Origin of the sequence: Octadecabacter dasysiphoniae, assembly GCF_021532615.1 — a bacterium.
Taxonomy (GTDB): Bacteria; Pseudomonadota; Alphaproteobacteria; order Rhodobacterales; family Rhodobacteraceae; genus Octadecabacter; species Octadecabacter dasysiphoniae.
The window spans coordinates 466,244-481,446 of record NZ_JAKGAQ010000001.1 but is presented as its reverse complement, the minus strand read 5'-3'; the positions used below and the strand labels follow the sequence as shown (position 1 = coordinate 481,446).

At 57.0% G+C, this 15,203-nt stretch carries 15 protein-coding genes; 4 read left to right on the top strand and 11 right to left on the bottom strand.

Annotation, left to right across the window (positions count from 1 at the left end):
* Positions 1-5: 5 nt before the first annotated feature.
* Positions 6-1,343 (top strand): FMN-binding glutamate synthase family protein, encoded by a 1,338-nt coding sequence (locus tag L0664_RS02280; protein WP_235224007.1) that lies wholly within the window; start codon positions 6-8, stop codon positions 1,341-1,343.
* Between the two features lie 63 nt (positions 1,344-1,406).
* Positions 1,407-2,732: a type III glutamate--ammonia ligase gene (gene glnT / locus L0664_RS02275; RefSeq protein ID WP_235224006.1), complete on the top strand. Its 1,326-nt coding sequence runs from the start codon at positions 1,407-1,409 to the stop codon at positions 2,730-2,732.
* A 56-nt stretch (positions 2,733-2,788) separates the two neighbouring features.
* Here glnT and L0664_RS02270 read toward each other — a convergent pair whose 3' ends face one another.
* Positions 2,789-3,181: a hypothetical protein gene (locus L0664_RS02270; RefSeq protein ID WP_235224005.1), complete on the bottom strand. Its 393-nt coding sequence runs from the start codon at positions 3,179-3,181 to the stop codon at positions 2,789-2,791.
* 160 nt (positions 3,182-3,341) lie between these two features.
* On the opposite strand from L0664_RS02270, the gene L0664_RS02265 reads away from it, so the two are divergent.
* A complete protein-coding gene (locus L0664_RS02265) occupies positions 3,342-4,676 on the top strand; it encodes an NAD(P)-binding domain-containing protein (RefSeq protein WP_235224004.1) in 1,335 nt (444 codons plus the stop codon).
* Here L0664_RS02265 and L0664_RS02260 read toward each other — a convergent pair.
* Genes L0664_RS02260 through L0664_RS02250 form a run of 3 tightly spaced genes read right to left on the bottom strand, consistent with a single transcriptional unit; the run spans position 4,673 to position 7,840 of the window.
* A complete protein-coding gene (locus L0664_RS02260; RefSeq protein WP_235224003.1) occupies positions 4,673-5,074 on the bottom strand; it encodes a hypothetical protein in 402 nt (133 codons plus the stop codon). The two genes, L0664_RS02265 and L0664_RS02260, sit on opposite strands and share 4 nt — an antisense overlap.
* Positions 5,075-5,102: 28 nt before the next feature.
* Complete coding sequence (locus L0664_RS02255) at positions 5,103-5,474, bottom strand: hypothetical protein (protein WP_235224002.1); 372 nt, start codon at positions 5,472-5,474, stop codon at positions 5,103-5,105.
* On the bottom strand, positions 5,471-7,840 hold the full coding sequence (locus L0664_RS02250; RefSeq protein WP_235224001.1) for a DUF1989 domain-containing protein: 2,370 nt from the start codon (positions 7,838-7,840) through the stop codon (positions 5,471-5,473). Before L0664_RS02250 ends, L0664_RS02255 begins: the two co-directional genes overlap by 4 nt.
* Before the next feature lie 256 nt (positions 7,841-8,096).
* Between L0664_RS02250 and L0664_RS02245 the strand changes: the two genes are divergently transcribed.
* Positions 8,097-8,942, top strand: a complete 846-nt coding sequence (locus L0664_RS02245; RefSeq protein WP_235224000.1) for a DMT family transporter — start codon at positions 8,097-8,099, stop codon at positions 8,940-8,942.
* Here the strand turns inward: L0664_RS02245 and L0664_RS02240 are convergent.
* The 7 genes from L0664_RS02240 to L0664_RS02215 all read right to left on the bottom strand — a co-directional run bounded on the left by L0664_RS02240 (position 8,939) and on the right by L0664_RS02215 (position 15,202).
* Entirely contained in the window at positions 8,939-9,811 is an 873-nt protein-coding gene (locus tag L0664_RS02240) for a bifunctional 5,10-methylenetetrahydrofolate dehydrogenase/5,10-methenyltetrahydrofolate cyclohydrolase (RefSeq protein ID WP_235223999.1), read from the bottom strand. The genes L0664_RS02245 and L0664_RS02240 overlap by 4 nt on opposite strands.
* 142 nt (positions 9,812-9,953) lie before the next feature.
* Positions 9,954-10,991, bottom strand: coding sequence for a class II fructose-bisphosphate aldolase (fba, locus tag L0664_RS02235; protein WP_235223998.1), 1,038 nt, complete (start codon positions 10,989-10,991; stop codon positions 9,954-9,956).
* A 19-nt stretch (positions 10,992-11,010) separates the two neighbouring features.
* Positions 11,011-11,145, bottom strand: a complete 135-nt coding sequence (locus L0664_RS18660) for a hypothetical protein (protein WP_418888005.1) — start codon at positions 11,143-11,145, stop codon at positions 11,011-11,013.
* Positions 11,099-11,485 (bottom strand): hypothetical protein, encoded by a 387-nt coding sequence (locus L0664_RS02230; RefSeq protein WP_235223997.1) that lies wholly within the window; start codon positions 11,483-11,485, stop codon positions 11,099-11,101. Before L0664_RS02230 ends, L0664_RS18660 begins: the two co-directional genes overlap by 47 nt.
* Position 11,486: 1 nt before the next feature.
* Positions 11,487-13,106, bottom strand: a complete 1,620-nt coding sequence (locus L0664_RS02225) for a dihydroxyacetone kinase subunit DhaK (RefSeq protein ID WP_235223996.1) — start codon at positions 13,104-13,106, stop codon at positions 11,487-11,489.
* 10 nt (positions 13,107-13,116) lie between these two features.
* The gene (locus tag L0664_RS02220; protein ID WP_235223995.1) at positions 13,117-14,112 is read right to left on the bottom strand and encodes an ABC transporter ATP-binding protein; all 996 of its coding nucleotides are present in this window, start codon (positions 14,110-14,112) and stop codon (positions 13,117-13,119) included.
* Complete coding sequence (locus L0664_RS02215) at positions 14,105-15,202, bottom strand: ABC transporter ATP-binding protein (protein WP_235223994.1); 1,098 nt, start codon at positions 15,200-15,202, stop codon at positions 14,105-14,107. Before L0664_RS02215 ends, L0664_RS02220 begins: the two co-directional genes overlap by 8 nt.
* Position 15,203 lies beyond the last annotated feature (1 nt).

The window sequence follows — 15,203 nt, the reverse complement described above, 5'->3', positions numbered from 1 at the left end:
TAAGAATGAGCAACAACAAAATCCCGACAACGACGCCGCGCCAATCCGCGACGTTCACACAAGACGTCAATTCCGACATCCGCCGCGCGGCGGCCACGGGCATCTACGACATCCGTGGGGGCGGCGCGAAACGCAAGGTGCCATCATTTGACGACCTGCTGTTCATGGGCGCATCCATTTCCCGCTATCCTTTGGAAGGGTACCGCGAGAAGTGCGACACGAACGTCACCATCGGCGGGCTGAACGCGTCTAACCCCATCGAATTGGACATCCCAATCACCATTGCGGGCATGTCGTTCGGCGCATTGTCCGGCCCCGCCAAAGAGGCCTTGGGCCGTGGCGCATCCATGGCAGGCACATCAACCACAACAGGCGACGGCGGCATGACACCCGAAGAACGCGGGCATTCTGACAAGCTGGTTTATCAGTACTTGCCCAGCCGTTACGGCATGAACCCCGACGACCTGCGCAAAGCAGACGCGATTGAAATCGTTGTGGGGCAAGGCGCGAAACCCGGTGGCGGTGGCATGTTGCTCGGCCAGAAAATCTCTGACCGTGTGGCGGACATGCGCAACCTGCCCAAGGGGATCGACCAGCGTTCTGCCTGTCGCCACCCGGATTGGACCGGCCCTGATGATCTTGAAATCAAAATCCTTGAACTGCGCGAAATTACAGGTTGGAAAGTCCCGATCTACGTCAAAGTCGCGGGCGCGCGCCCTTATTACGACACGACACTGGCGATCAAAGCGGGCGCAGATGCGGTTGTTCTGGACGGTATGCAAGGCGGCACAGCGGCGACGCAGGATGTGTTCATCGAACATGTCGGTCAGCCCACTCTCGCCATCGTTCGCCCCGCCGTTCAAGCACTGCAAGACCTTGGCATGCACCGCAAGGTACAACTGATCCTGTCTGGCGGTATCCGCTCTGGCGCGGACGTGGCCAAGGCCATGGCGCTTGGCGCTGATGCAGTGGCAATCGGCACAGCGGCCCTGATCGCTTTGGGTGACAATGACCCAAAGTGGGAAAAGGAATATAACGAACTGGGCACCACAGCGGGTGCGTATGATGACTGGCACGAAGGCCAAGACCCCGCAGGCATCACCACCCAAGACCCGGAGCTGATGAAGAGGTTTGACCCGATCGAAGGCGGTCGTCGCCTAAAAAACTACCTCAAGGTGATGACGCTTGAGGCACAGACGATCGCGCGGGCGTGTGGCAAAAACCACCTGCACAATCTGGAACCAGAGGATTTGGTTGCTCTGACAATGGAAGCGGCCGCAATGGCCAAGGTTCCGCTGGCAGGCACCGATTGGTACCCCGGCAAACCCGGCACAGGATTCTGATAACAACAGGGCGCGGCCAACACTGGCACGCGCCCTTTCCATACCAAGACAGGGATAAAAACGATGGCTACAGACCTCGCAAAATTCGCCGAAGACAACGGCATCAAATACTTCATGATCTCCTTTACGGACCTGTTCGGCGGGCAACGCGCCAAGCTGGTTCCGGCCCGCGCGATTGCGGATATGCAGGAAGACGGCGCAGGGTTCGCCGGGTTCGCCACATGGTTGGACCTGACCCCTGCCCACCCCGATATGCTGGCCGTGCCAGACCCCGAGGCGGTGATCATCCTGCCGTGGAACAAAGAAATCGCATGGGTGCCCGGCAACTGCGTGATGGAAGGCGAGGACGTCGAACAAGCCCCGCGCAACGTGCTGCGCCAACTGATCGCAGAGGCCGCCGCCGAAGGCATGCACGTCAAAACGGGGATCGAGGCTGAGTTTTTCCTGCTAACCCCAGCGGGTGATCAGATCAGCGATGAATTCGATACCGCCGCCAAGCCCTGTTATGACCAACAGGCGTTTATGCGTCGCCTCGATGTGATCCGCGAGATTTCCGATTATATGCTTGAGCTCGGCTGGGGTGCCTACCAGAACGACCACGAGGACGCGAACGGCCAGTGGGAAATGAACTGGGATTTCGACGACGCGCTTAAGACCGCTGACAAGCACAGCTTCTTCAAGTTCATGACGAAATGCGTCGCTGAAAAACATGGCTACCGCGCGACGTTCATGCCCAAACCGATTGAGGGCCTAACGGGCAACGGTTGCCACGCGCATATCTCGGTCTGGGACGCTGCGGGCAAGACTAACGTGTTCGCGGCCGAACCCAATGACAGCAGCCAGACCGCCGAATTGGGCCTATCCGACAAGGGCCGTCACTTTCTTGGCGGCATCATGAAACACGCGAGCGCGCTTGCCGCGATCACCAACCCGACGGTGAACAGCTACAAACGCATCAACGCACCGCGCACGACGTCTGGTGCGACTTGGGCACCCAATACGGTCACATGGACAGGCAACAACCGCACGCACATGGTGCGCGTCCCCGGCCCCGGCCGGTTTGAATTGCGCCTGCCGGACGGTGCGGTGAACCCCTACCTGTTGCAGGCCGTCATCATCGCGGCAGGTCTGTCGGGTGTACGGTCGCAGGCCGATCCGGGCAAACGCCATGACATCGACATGTACGCGGACGGTCACAAGGTCCGCGGTGCACCGAAACTGCCGCTCAACATGCTCGACGCCCTGCGCGAATACGATAAGGACAAGGGCCTTAAGGCGGCGATGGGCGAAGAATTCTCAGCCGCCTACCTCAAGATGAAAATGCAGGAATGGAACGATTTCTGCGGCCACTTCTCGGATTGGGAAAAGGCCAACACGCTGGATATCTGATCTGGCGGTCACTCATAAAGCCGCGTCCTTGAAACCTTGGGCGCGGCTTTTCTGTGTCAGCGCAACCAGCCTGCGCGACGCGCAAACGTCGAATACCAAAGCAACGCGCTGGCCACCAAGACCGACAGTAAAACAGACGGCACAATGCCCGCCACCTGCACTGTGAAGACCGCCGTCACAAGGACTCCCATCAGCGACACCAGCAAAGCATATGCCGCCACATTGCGCCGCAACAAAAGCAGGATACACCCGACGGCCCCACCAAACACAGCGATCATAAACGCGCCCGTGGCCCATGCAGGCCTGCCGTTGATGATCACCTGATAGACCTCTGGCATCTGCGCCACGTTGTCGGGGTTCGTCTGCATGATGTAATTCAGACAGCCGCCGAGGTTCCATAACAGCCCCAAGACAGCGACCACCCAAAAGCTGAAATGTGGTTTCGTCATGATCTTCCTCGTTTTCTTACGTCGCAACAATTCTAACCACACCCGGCCCGTCACGCCAGACCGCGCACCGCAATACTTTACTGATAGGAATATTTGTTGACTTTTATGGGTGGTTTGGCGTCGAATTGGGTCAACCGAAACGCCAAGGGAACCAATCGATATGACAAAACGAATTGCTGTAATCGGGGCTGGGCCCTCTGGTCTTGCCCAACTGCGCGCCTTTCAATCGGCGGCGGCCCAAGGTGCTGACATCCCGGAAATCGTTTGCTTTGAAAAGCAATCCAACTGGGGCGGCTTGTGGAACTACACATGGCGCACGGGGCTAGATGAATACGGCGAACCTGTGCACGGTTCGATGTACCGCTATCTTTGGTCGAACGGGCCGAAGGAAGGTCTGGAATTCGCCGATTATTCGTTCGAAGAACACTTTGGTAAACAGATCGCATCCTATCCGCCCCGTGCCGTGTTGTTTGATTACATCCAAGGCCGTGTGCAAAAGGCTGGCGTGCGCGACTGGATCAAGTTCGAACACGCTGTGCGTTGGGTCGAAAAGGAAGACGGGACATTCAACGTCACCGTTTGTAACCTGCCCGAGGATCATACCTACACCGAGGTCTTCGATCACGTCATCGTCTGCAATGGCCATTTCAGCACGCCCAACGTCCCGCAATTCGACGGGTTTGAAAGCTTCAAGGGCCGCGTGCTGCACGCCCATGATTTCCGCGACGCGATGGAGTTCAAAGACAAGGATATCCTGATCGTCGGAACGTCCTATTCCGCCGAAGACATTGGCAGCCAGTGCTGGAAATACGGCGCGAAATCCATCACCGTCAGCCACCGCACCGCCGCCATGGGCTACGATTGGCCCGACAACTGGGCCGAGGTTCCGTTGCTGACCCACGTGGACGGCAACACCGCACATTTCAAAGATGGTACATCACGCGATGTGGACGCCGTGATCCTGTGCACTGGCTACAAACACCACTTTCCGTTCCTGCCCGATGCATTGCGCCTGAAAACTGCAAACCGCTTGGCCACTTCCGATCTGTATAAGGGCGTCGCCTACGTCCATGACCCCGATCTGTTTTATATCGGCATGCAGGACCAATGGTTCACCTTCAACATGTTCGACGCACAAGCCTGGTGGGCGCGCGACGTCATCATGGGCCGCATCGCGATCCCTGATCACGCGACAATGGAGGCCGATGTCGCCGACCGTATCGCGCGCGAAGACGCGGGCGAAGATGACTATGACGCGATCTGGTATCAGGGCGACTACATCAAAGAACTGGTGGCCGAAACGGACTATCCCAGCTTTGATCTTGAAGGGGCCTGTCAGGCGTTCAAAGCGTGGAAGGGCCACAAGAAACAGGGCATCATGACGTTCCGCGACAATGGCTACAAATCTGTCATCACCGGCACCATGGCCCCCAAACACCACACCCCATGGATCGACGCGCTGGATGACAGCCTTTCAGAATACCTTAAGAACTAGGGGCGCTGTACCCGCACAAAGACAAGGGTTTGCCGCAAGGCGCCTTTGTCTTTGATCGACACTGCATAGGCGCGTGAACCGTTTTCAAATGTGCGCAAATCGTATGCGTCAGGGTGGTTCACGGATTGGTCCCGAGTGACGGTCGCATCCTGGCCAATGCAAGCCGTCATTTGCGTGACCAGTTCATCAAACGCCTGCACCGCAGCGTCAGACCGATAGGAGAATTCCAACGCACAATGAATACTGCGCGTGCCGCCAAGTGCCAACGATGTGCGGCAGTTCGCCTGCCCCTGTGGCAAATCCAGAATATCACCATCCAGATCATCCAAAACATCACACAACGATTGCGCCGTGACCGGACAGGCTAAAATCGCCAAAATTGCCGCAAGACGGATCATCGTATTGCCCCTTTTTTGTTGTCGATGCCTAGTCCGCGACCAGCTGTTCCCCGTCTAACATAGAAAACGGCGAGGGTGGCGTTGTCTTGCTGACCCAAAACCAGTCGCCCGCATATTCCATGACGAACCAGCCTTCCCAGTTCCCATCGCCGGCCCAGATGCTTTGGTATTCATCCGCATCCATATCCACGCGCCATTCACCGCGGGCCGATCGCGTCCCGTCTTGGGCAAAGATGGTCACGCCGTCGTCCCCGAAATACTGGCGGTACGGCACGTCGTCCCAAACGCCGATCGCGGTGTTGCCAGACAGCAGGATCTCAATCTCGTCCGCCGCCAGTTTGACCGACTGCGCCTGAACACTGGCTGCCATGAACACCAAAGGCAGAACACACCGCATCATGAGCGTGGCTTTTCTTTCGTCGGATCATATGCCGCGAGCGTCTCGGCGATCCGCGCAGGCAGACGCATCTGATGGCCATCCAACTTGCCAATCTCAACCTCGGTTCCCGGCTCTGCGTGGGCCACATCGATCCGCGCCAAGGCAATGTGTTTCTTGAGCAGCGGAGAGCGCATCGCTGACGTGATTTCGCCAATTTGCGCGCGGCCGATGTGGATGCAGTCGCCGTGGCCAACATCGACATTGCTGTCGATCTCAAGCCCCACGAGCTTTTTCATCGGGTGTTCCTTGCGCCGGATCAGCGCATCGCGCCCTACAAAATCATCCGTTTTGGATTTCAGCGGGCAGGTGAACCCGATACCTGCCTCAAACGGGTCCGTTTGGTCTGAAAAATCATAACCAGCAAAGATCAAACCCGCCTCAATACGCACCATATCCAGCGCCTCAAGCCCCATGGGTTTTAGCCCGTGGTCTTGGCCCGCGTCCCAGATCGCATCAAAAATCTCGGCGCAGTCTTTTGGATGGCACATGACTTCATAGCCAAGCTCTCCGGTATAGCCCGTGCGCGACAACACGAACGGCGTGCCGCTCTCGTTGTGCAAACGTGCAGGTGTGAAACGAAACCAGCCCAGTTGATCAAATTCGGGATTATGCGGCGCGGTCCATGTGATTTTGCGCAGCAGATCGCGGGACTCCGGCCCTTGCACTGCGACATTGTGCAACTGATCCGTAGAGGATCGCACGAGCGCCTTTAGCCCATGCTTTTCGGCCAGTTCACGCAGCCATTCCCCGCCGTAGTCATCCCCGCCGATCCAGCGGAAGTTGTCCTTACCCAGACGAAACACCGTGCCGTCATCAATCATCCCGCCGTGTTCGTAACACATGGCCGTGTAGACCACGCCGCCGATCGCCAGTGTCTTTATATTCCGGGTAAAGGCGTATTGGCACAGCGCCTCTGCGTCCGGCCCCGTAATTTCGAATTTGCGCAGGGGCGACAGATCCATAATGACCGCCTTTTCGCGGCAGGCATGGTATTCCTCGATCGGTCCAACTTCGGCAAAACCATTCGCCAGCCAATAGCCTTTGTATTCAATGAAATTCCGCGTGTGCTTGGCAAAGCTGTCGTGGAAACCGGTTTGCTTGGTCATTTTCGGCTCCGAATCTGGGGTCGTGCGGATCGCTATGGCCCGCTGAAAGGTTTCTTTGCCGCTGTAGGTGCGGACGTGAATATCGGTGGGGTTCCAGCCGTTGGCGGCTGTCGTGTCATCCGGGCAGGCGCTGGACACGCAAACAATGTCGGTCAGCGCGCGCAGCAACACGTAATCGCCGGGGCGCGACCACGGTTCATCAGAATACATGACACCGTGGTCATCCAGAAACGTGTTGAAAAAGAAATTGATCGCCATCCAACCGGGGCGGCCCGTGACACCGAATTTGCCCAGCGCCTTATTGAAGTTCTCAGAACAATTCACGTGGCCGGGATAGCCGATGTCGTCGTAGTATTTCGCACTGCACGCCAACGCAAAGGCATCATGGCGCCCGCAGGTGTCCTGCACGACCTCAACCAACGGTACCATTTCCTGATCGTAGTATTTCGCATGAAGCCCCGGCATCGGATAAGCGTGGCCCATCAGGGTGCGCGTGGTCGTCACGTCCAGCGCATGTTCGATGCCCTTGTCGAGCTTTCGCGCAGAAAAGCATTCAAAATCCGTACACTGACGGCCATCCACATCAATGATCTGGATGTAATCCCCCGCTTTGACAAAAAACGCCTCGGCGGTTTGGGTATGCACGCGAATGTCGGCCACAGGGTCGGCCAGCGGATCGGGCAATTCAAACTTCACATGGCTTTTCAACACCGCGCGCTTGATCATCACCACCAACGGCGTTGCGGTGTCTTGGGTTTCACTATCCATCACGCCACCGGGGGCGGCGATGATGACAGACCCATCGCGGGTCGCGGTAAAGCTGGCTTCGGTCTTGGCTGGTGTCGTTGTTTCAAACAGATGCACGGCTTGCGCACCTGCCACATCAATCCCACGCGCATCGAGCCCCATGCGCAGACCCCGCAAGGATTGGGTATCACTATCCAATAGCGCCTTTAGCCCACCCGCATCGCCATGGGTCGCGGCCCCGATGATGCCAGCATCCACGCGGCCCTTTGGATCGCAGACGACAATTTCGCACCGCTGCCCACCTTCGTCGTTGATAATGGTGATCTGATCGCCCGTCTCAATCGGGATTAGGACAGCCCCCTGCCCTTCGACGACATAGCGTTCCGTGCCCGGTGGCATGGAAAATACCTGCGGCCTGATCACAGAACTGGGTTTCGGCGGGCCGGATTGAACCTTAGGGTAGTCGTCTAGCATGGGGTTCCCTTTCCAACTCGTGTTGCATGAGCGGAATAATTATTTAACGTAGAGAATACACGCCCCCTGTTTTCCAGCAAACAAAATCGGACCACATGAGCAATCATCAGATCACTTTTCTCGGCTGGATCCTCTTTGTGGTTTCCGCAATTGGCTTTATTATAGCATCCATTGGCAGTTTTTGGGCGATGTTCGGATCGGTGTTCTTTCTGATCGCCTGTCTCGTCTTTATGATTCCCTACTTCCGGTCCGATAAATGAGTGCCCTCGCCTTGGGGCTGATCGCCGCGCTGTGCTGGGGATTCCATGACATCTGCGTCCGGTTTCTGAGTCAGAAAACACCGCTGACAGGATGTATCTTTGTGGTTCTCGTCACGGGGCTTGTGTTTCACCTCGGCCTTATGGGCGTCACAGGCGATATTCATGCCCTGTCCACCACCGCCATCTGGCTGTCGCTGGGCGCGGGCGTGTTCTTTGTGATCGCAACCTTCGGCCTATATCACGCGTTCAAACGTGGGCCCGTGCGCCTTGTCGCCCCGCTGATCGCGAGTTACCCGATCCTGTCGGTTGCTGTTGCCACATGGCAAGGCACACCGATCAGTCTTTTGCAGTGGGGGGCGGTTCTGGCCATTGTCATCGGGGTCGGTTTGGTTGCCGCCTTGTCGGATGATGGCGAAGACGCGGCCCCGTCATTTGGCCCCACGATCCTTTTTTCCGTAATCTCTGCTTGCGGCTTTGCGGGCACCTTTGCCTTGGGTCAAGCGGCGGCGGACATCAGCGGAGAGATGTCCACAACCCTCGTCACGCGCCTCATGGCGGTGGGGCTGGTGGTGGTAATCCTGCTGATGTTCAAGCAGCCGTTCTGGCCGGGCCGCCCGGCGTTGCCGTGTTTGGTTGCCATGGGGGTGGCCGATGGCGTCGCGCTTTATTGTGTGTTGTCCGCAGGTGCGCTGCCGGACGCGCAATATGCCTCTGTTACGTCATCCATGTTCGGATTGCTGACAATTGTACTGGCATGGATGTTCCTGAAGGAACGGATGACCCTGCCGCAATGGACGGGCTGCATCATTGCCTTCATGGGCGTTGGAATCCTAGCGATCTAAAGCCAACCCGCCGCGATCTGGCGTTGGTGGGCGACAATGGCGTTGCGCATCAAAATAGCAACCGTCACTGGCCCAACCCCACCCGGCACAGGCGTGATCCAACCGGCCACATCCAACACAGCGTCTGTATCCACATCACCAACGATTTTGGGGCCATCTTCGGTTTCAATCTGATTGATCCCGATATCAATGACCGCCGCCCCAGGCTTAATCATGTCCGGCCCCACCAGATGGGCCTTGCCTACGGCGACGACAACAACATCGGCGCGACGTGAATGCATCGGCACAGACCGCGTCATATGGTGGCACACGGTGACAGTGCAGCCTTCGGCCATCAACATCATCGCTGCGGGTTTACCAACGATTTCGGAATGCCCGATCATCACGACCTCAAGCCCTTCCATGTTCAAACCTGTCTGCTTGATCAGCTCAACACTTGCCGCCGCTGTACACGGCGCCAAAGCCACGTCCGAATAGACAATATTGCCGATGGATGCGGGGTTCATGCCCTCGACGTCTTTCAGAGGGTGAATTGCCGATTGCAATGACCGCACATTGATATGCTCCGGCACGGGGCGTTGCAGAATAATCCCCAACACCGTCGGGTCATCGTTCATTTCCAACAGACGCGCCTTGCACGTCTCTTGCGTGATATCACCGGGCCAGTTTTCTTGCTCAAACGGTAATCCGGCTGCCTTTGCACTACGCGCTTGGTTGCGCACATAAACCGCTGCTTCTGGCACATCCCCGATCAGGATCGAAACCAGCCGTGGCATGGTGTCTTGGCGATCCGTGTAATCGCGAACCTCATCGATGATACGTGTCTTAACGGGGATGCCATTTAACAGGCGGTGATCTGGGGTCGGCATGCGGCGTCCTGACTTAAAACTCTGGAATGAATTCACATGCTTCTATGCATAACGTCCATCCCTCGTCACGACAAAACGTGCTTGAAATGCGATTGTCGGGGATTTGCCATTTGCGCACAGCATCCAGTTGCGAAACGCGGTGCTAGTAAAACAATTTTACCATCTCGGGTAAGCCCAGTGGCTTGATTGCACTGCCGCGCCCCGCCGCACCAAAACTCTCATAACGGTGTTCGCAAACCGACCTCATGGCCGCGATAGACGGTGCAAGATATTTCCGAGGGTCAAATTCGGCGGGGTTCGCCGTAAGCACCTGCCGGATCGCGCCGGTCATCGCCATCCGTAAATCCGTATCGACATTGACCTTGCGCACGCCAAACTTGATCCCTTGCTGGATTTCTTCCACGGGAACACCCCATGTCGGCTTTATGTCCCCACCATGGGCGTTGATAATGTCCTGGAGTTCCTCGGGAACGGATGACGCGCCGTGCATCACCAGCGGAACATCGGGAATGAGGTCATGGATTTCCTTCAGCCGATCAATCGCAAGAATATCCCCGTCCGGTTTGCGCGTGAATTTATAGGCCCCGTGCGACGTGCCAATCGCAACCGCCAATGCGTCCACCTTCGTCAGCTCAACAAATCGTGCTGCTTCATTGGGATCGGTCAGGAGCATGTCCTTGGAAAGCACGCCGTCAAATCCGTGGCCGTCTTCGGCTTCTCCTCGCCCTGTTTCAAGGCTGCCAAGATGGCCGATTTCACCTTCAACAGACACACCGACAAGATGGGCCATCTCAACCACCTTGGCGGTGACAGCCACGTTTTCCTCAAATGTTGTGGGCGTGGCACCATCTTCTGACAATGATCCATCCATCATCACCGAACTGAAACCGTTGGCGATTGCAGACATACACGTTGCGGGCGAATTGCCATGATCCTGATGCATACAAACAGGAACATGAGGATAAAGAGCTATCGCAGCCTTGATGAGATGGGACAGGACAATGTCATTAGCAAATGCCCGCGCGCCGCGACTGGCTTGCATGATCACAGGGCTGTCTGTGGCATCGGCGGCGCCCATAATCGGCAGCATCTGTTCCATATTGTTGACGTTGAATGCGGGGATGGCATAGCCATGCTCACTAGCATCGTCCATCAGTTGTTTGAGCGAAATAAGAGCCATATTGGTGTCCTAGAATTGATCAGGAATAAGCCGCGCCGATCAGATCGGTTTCTTCACGCGCGCCAAGAATGACAGATGTGCGCTGGTGGGGCGTCGCGGCGGCAACATCAAGAAGACGGATACGCCCGTTCGTCGCACTGCCCCCCCGCCGCATTTGATGACCCATCCAACGGATCATATGCCAAAACGAATGTCCCTGCCTGCGCAGGGCGCAGCCGGGTTACTTCTTCCACCTCTTCTGAAATCAAAGCCGACAGGTTTTTGTTGGCACTGCAAGATTGAAAAAACGCTTCATCCGCCAAAATATCGAGCGGCTTTTGAACCTCTCCTTGTGGATTGATTTCGTCCGTAGCCCCTTGGTGACCGTCCAGCGCACTTGCCTTGACGAGGTTGGATATAGACCAACGCGCGCTCGCGATACATTCGATCAGGTCAGCGAGTGCTACCTCGCCTGCGTTGCGGGCAAGGTAGGCACTTAGTGTTGTAGGCTGCATGTCAGTTGGCCAAATGCTCAAACAACCGCGCAACGGCCTCTGCTCCCGGGTCGATATGCCCCTCAAGCTGCTCTGCGTTGATATAACTTGCGCGCCCCGCCTTTGCAGACGTCAACGAGGCCGTGTATTCCGCCCCTTTGCGCGCGGCCGTTGCAGCCGCAGGCAATCCGTCGCTCAAAGCCTCCAACGCGGGCAACAATGCGTCAACCATGGTCCGATCACCGGGATTAGCGCCGCCAATTTGGCGCATCCGGTCAAGCCCTGATATCAAGGCATCCCGCATCGTCTGGCCGGACGATGATGCATCCCCAGCTGCTGCAAAAAAGATCGCAAGCAACACCCCAGAAGATCCGCCCATTGTCTGGCTCAACTCCAACCCGATGGCACGGTAAAGCTGTGTATGATCTGCAAGCGGCAATTTATCCATCGCCCCAATCAAAGCACGAGACGCACCAGACAAGGTGGATCCGGTATCACCATCCCCTGATTTTGCATCAAGCAGGTTCAAATCACCTTCCGCGGCGATCAGCACTTCACAGCAGTGCGTCAAGAATGCCTTTGTTGGCGCATGTGCAGAAGCAGGTGCTCGAATTGGTGTTAGACCATCCGGCAGCGGCAGGATCGTGGGCTTTTCAATTGACCGACAACCGGGCCACGCCAGCACATTCGCGGCTTCTTTCAGAAACTTTTCGTCCCCGTCGGCCAGTTCGCAAAGCGAGATCGAGAACCCGTGCATATCAAGTGCGGTCATCATCGTACCCGGACCGACAACAAGGCGAATGTATTGCCCGAAATCCGATGACAAAAGGCTGTCCGTCAGGATAGCCATTTCAAGGCAGGACGCGCCGCCAAGGTTATTGATTAAAACGACGTGGGGCGTCTTTGGCATATCGACACTCAGTTTGTCCGTCATCTTCGTGATTGCGTCCACGGCCCCCGCCGATGCGACTTGTTCAACGCCCGCCTCACCGTGAATGCCAAGGCCAAGTTCCGCCATCCCGGGCGGGATGCGATCTTCCTTTAACGATCCGGGAACAGAACAGGTATCCAGCGACAAGCCGATGCTGCGCGTCGATGCGATTACCCGCGTCGCCGCAATCGTACATGCCTCAAGGTTGGCGCCGTTTGCTGCCATTGCGCCTGCAATTTTGTGAACGAAAAGTGCGCCCGCAAGACCCCTTGCTTGTGGTAAATCCGGCAGGGCAATATCGTCGTCGACAATGACAACGCTGACTTTGTGGCCAAAGGCGCGCGCGCGTTCCGCTGCGAGCCCGAAGTTCAACCGATCACCGGTGTAGTTTTTCACGATCAGCAAACAGCCCGCCGGTCCTGTCACCGCAAGGATCGCGGCCAGCACCGCATCAACCGATGGCGACGCAAACACGTCACCACAAACCGCCGCCGTCAGCATGCCTTCGCCGACAAACCCCGCGTGCGCCGGTTCGTGCCCTGACCCGCCGCCCGAGACCAAGGCAACCTTGGATTTGTCCCAATCGGTGCGCACGACGACGCGAATGTGGGGGTACCCATCCAGGCGCGTCAATGTCCCGCCCGATGCGGCGATCGTGCCATCAATCGCTTCGGTCACCATGTCCTGTTTGGCATTGGTAAACTGTTTCATGGTGTCTCTCCTACGAAATACGAGCGCCAGAGGCGTCAAAAAAGAATGGTTTGTCCGGGCGAATTTTGATGATGTCCCCTTCTTTGAGGATCGTGCGCGCGTCCGTCACCGTAATCAGATCGTGCGATTTGAATGACAAATGCAGCCGGGTCTGATCGCCCAGATGTTCGACGCGCTGCACAAAGCTGTCTTCGCCGTCACCTTGCATGATCTGTTCGGGGCGCAACCCGATATGGGTGGCCGTGCTGGGCGCGCCGCCAAACACATCCGACGGCAACACGTTGATGCGCGGTTGGCCAAGGCGGCTGGCGGCATAGATGCTGACAGGGTCTTCATAAATCTCGCGCGGGCTGCCGTATTGCACCAACCGACCATTGTCCAAAACGCCGACGTGCGTCGCCATCGTCATGGCCTCGGTCTGGTCATGGGTCACATAAAGCATCGTTGCCCCTGAATCCGCCTGAATGCTTTTCAATTCAATCCGCAGATCAGACCGCAATTTGGCATCCAGCGAACTTAGCGGTTCGTCCATCAGGTACACAGAGGGTTCGCGCACGAGGGCCCGCCCAATCGACACGCGCTGCATTTCCCCGCCCGACAGGGCCGTCGCCTTGTTGTCGAGCTTGTGGGTGATCTGCAAAACCTCTGCGACCTCACCGACCTTGCGGTCAATCTCCGCTTGCGGGGTTTTCAGGATCGGGGATTTCAAAGGAAATTCAAGGTTCTGGCGCACGGTAAGATGCGGATAAAGCGAGTATTGCTGAAACACCATCGCCACATCGCGCTGTGCCGGCGTCAGGGCCGCCATATCACGGCCGCCAATCGTCACCGCCCCTGTGTCCGGTTTATCCAGCCCCGACACCATCCGCAGCGTCGTGGTTTTACCCGCCCCCGTCGGCCCAAGCAGAACAACAAACGCACCGTCCGGAATGGTCATTGTCACGTCGTCCAATGCGACCTCGTCACCGTAGTTTTTGGAAATTCCTGTCAGGGTCACTTCAGCCATGGATCAGCACTCCTTCGTTGGCCTGCGAAAGCAGCGCAGCACCGGTGTCCGCGTCAAATAAGGTGATCGTGCGCGGATCAAACGTAAGCCCCGTTTGATCGCCAACACTGACTTTGTCAGAACTGGCCACGCGGGCTTTGATATCACCGTTTGCTGTTTCAAGCGTCACGATCTGCGTCGTTCCCAGGTATTCTGTTGCCTTCACCCGACCACGATAGGCCGCACTGTCATCAAGACGCACATGTTCAGGACGCACGCCAAACGACATCACACCATTGGCACCATCAATGCTTGTGGGGACGCTCAGCGCGACGTCGTTCAGCCGCACTTCGTTGCCGCCCTTGCCGATCATTCCGTGAAAATCGAGGAAGTTCATCGACGGTGATCCGATGAACTGCGCCACAAATTTCGTCGCAGGCCAATCGTAGATGTCTTGCGGGACACCGAATTGTTCGACGACGCCATGGTTCATCACCACAATCTTGTCGCCCATCTGCATCGCCTCTAGCTGGTCGTGGGTGACGTAGACGGTGGTGGCGTTCATGCGGTCATGCAGCGCGCGCAGTTCTTCGGACATGTGTTCGCGAAACTCTGCATCCAACGCGCCGAGTGGTTCATCCATAAAAAACGCCTTGGGGTCACGCACAATCGCACGGCCAAGGGCAACACGCTGACGATCCCCACCCGAAAGCCCGCCCACAGGTTTGTTGAGGATGTCCGTGATGCCAAGGATCTCAGCAATCTCGTCCACCTTCTTTTTCACGGCGGCTTTGGGCATGCCCTGCGACCGCAACGGGTAGCTGATGTTCTTGCCCACGTTCATATGCGGATACAAAGCGAACATCTGAAACACGAAGGCAATATCGCGCTGCGAGGCGGGTTTCATGCCGACCTCTTCGCCGTCGATATAAATCTCGCCCGATGTGGGCAGTTCCAGCCCTGCCATCATTCGCAACGTCGTGGTCTTGCCGCAGCCTGACGGGCCCAGCAGCATAAAGAATTCGCCGTCCTCAATCGTGAACGTCGAAGATTTCACCGCGTTGAACGCCCCGAAATCCTTGCGCACGTTTTCAATACGTATCTGTGCCATG

What these genes read in the sequence shown, in the direction of transcription:
- L0664_RS02280 (WP_235224007.1), top strand. Translation starts at nt 6, where the DNA reads ATGAGCAACAACAAAATCCCGACAACGACGCCGCGCCAATCCGCGACG.
- glnT (WP_235224006.1), top strand. Translation starts at nt 1,407, where the DNA reads ATGGCTACAGACCTCGCAAAATTCGCCGAAGACAACGGCATCAAATAC.
- L0664_RS02270 (WP_235224005.1), bottom strand. Translation starts at nt 3,181, where the DNA reads ATGACGAAACCACATTTCAGCTTTTGGGTGGTCGCTGTCTTGGGGCTG.
- L0664_RS02265 (WP_235224004.1), top strand. Translation starts at nt 3,342, where the DNA reads ATGACAAAACGAATTGCTGTAATCGGGGCTGGGCCCTCTGGTCTTGCC.
- L0664_RS02260 (WP_235224003.1), bottom strand. Translation starts at nt 5,074, where the DNA reads ATGATCCGTCTTGCGGCAATTTTGGCGATTTTAGCCTGTCCGGTCACG.
- L0664_RS02255 (WP_235224002.1), bottom strand. Translation starts at nt 5,474, where the DNA reads ATGATGCGGTGTGTTCTGCCTTTGGTGTTCATGGCAGCCAGTGTTCAG.
- L0664_RS02250 (WP_235224001.1), bottom strand. Translation starts at nt 7,840, where the DNA reads ATGCTAGACGACTACCCTAAGGTTCAATCCGGCCCGCCGAAACCCAGT.
- L0664_RS02245 (WP_235224000.1), top strand. Translation starts at nt 8,097, where the DNA reads ATGAGTGCCCTCGCCTTGGGGCTGATCGCCGCGCTGTGCTGGGGATTC.
- L0664_RS02240 (WP_235223999.1), bottom strand. Translation starts at nt 9,811, where the DNA reads ATGCCGACCCCAGATCACCGCCTGTTAAATGGCATCCCCGTTAAGACA.
- fba (WP_235223998.1), bottom strand. Translation starts at nt 10,991, where the DNA reads ATGGCTCTTATTTCGCTCAAACAACTGATGGACGATGCTAGTGAGCAT.
- L0664_RS18660 (WP_418888005.1), bottom strand. Translation starts at nt 11,145, where the DNA reads ATGCGGCGGGGGGGCAGTGCGACGAACGGGCGTATCCGTCTTCTTGAT.
- L0664_RS02230 (WP_235223997.1), bottom strand. Translation starts at nt 11,485, where the DNA reads ATGCAGCCTACAACACTAAGTGCCTACCTTGCCCGCAACGCAGGCGAG.
- L0664_RS02225 (WP_235223996.1), bottom strand. Translation starts at nt 13,106, where the DNA reads ATGAAACAGTTTACCAATGCCAAACAGGACATGGTGACCGAAGCGATT.
- L0664_RS02220 (WP_235223995.1), bottom strand. Translation starts at nt 14,112, where the DNA reads ATGGCTGAAGTGACCCTGACAGGAATTTCCAAAAACTACGGTGACGAG.
- L0664_RS02215 (WP_235223994.1), bottom strand. Translation starts at nt 15,202, where the DNA reads ATGGCACAGATACGTATTGAAAACGTGCGCAAGGATTTCGGGGCGTTC.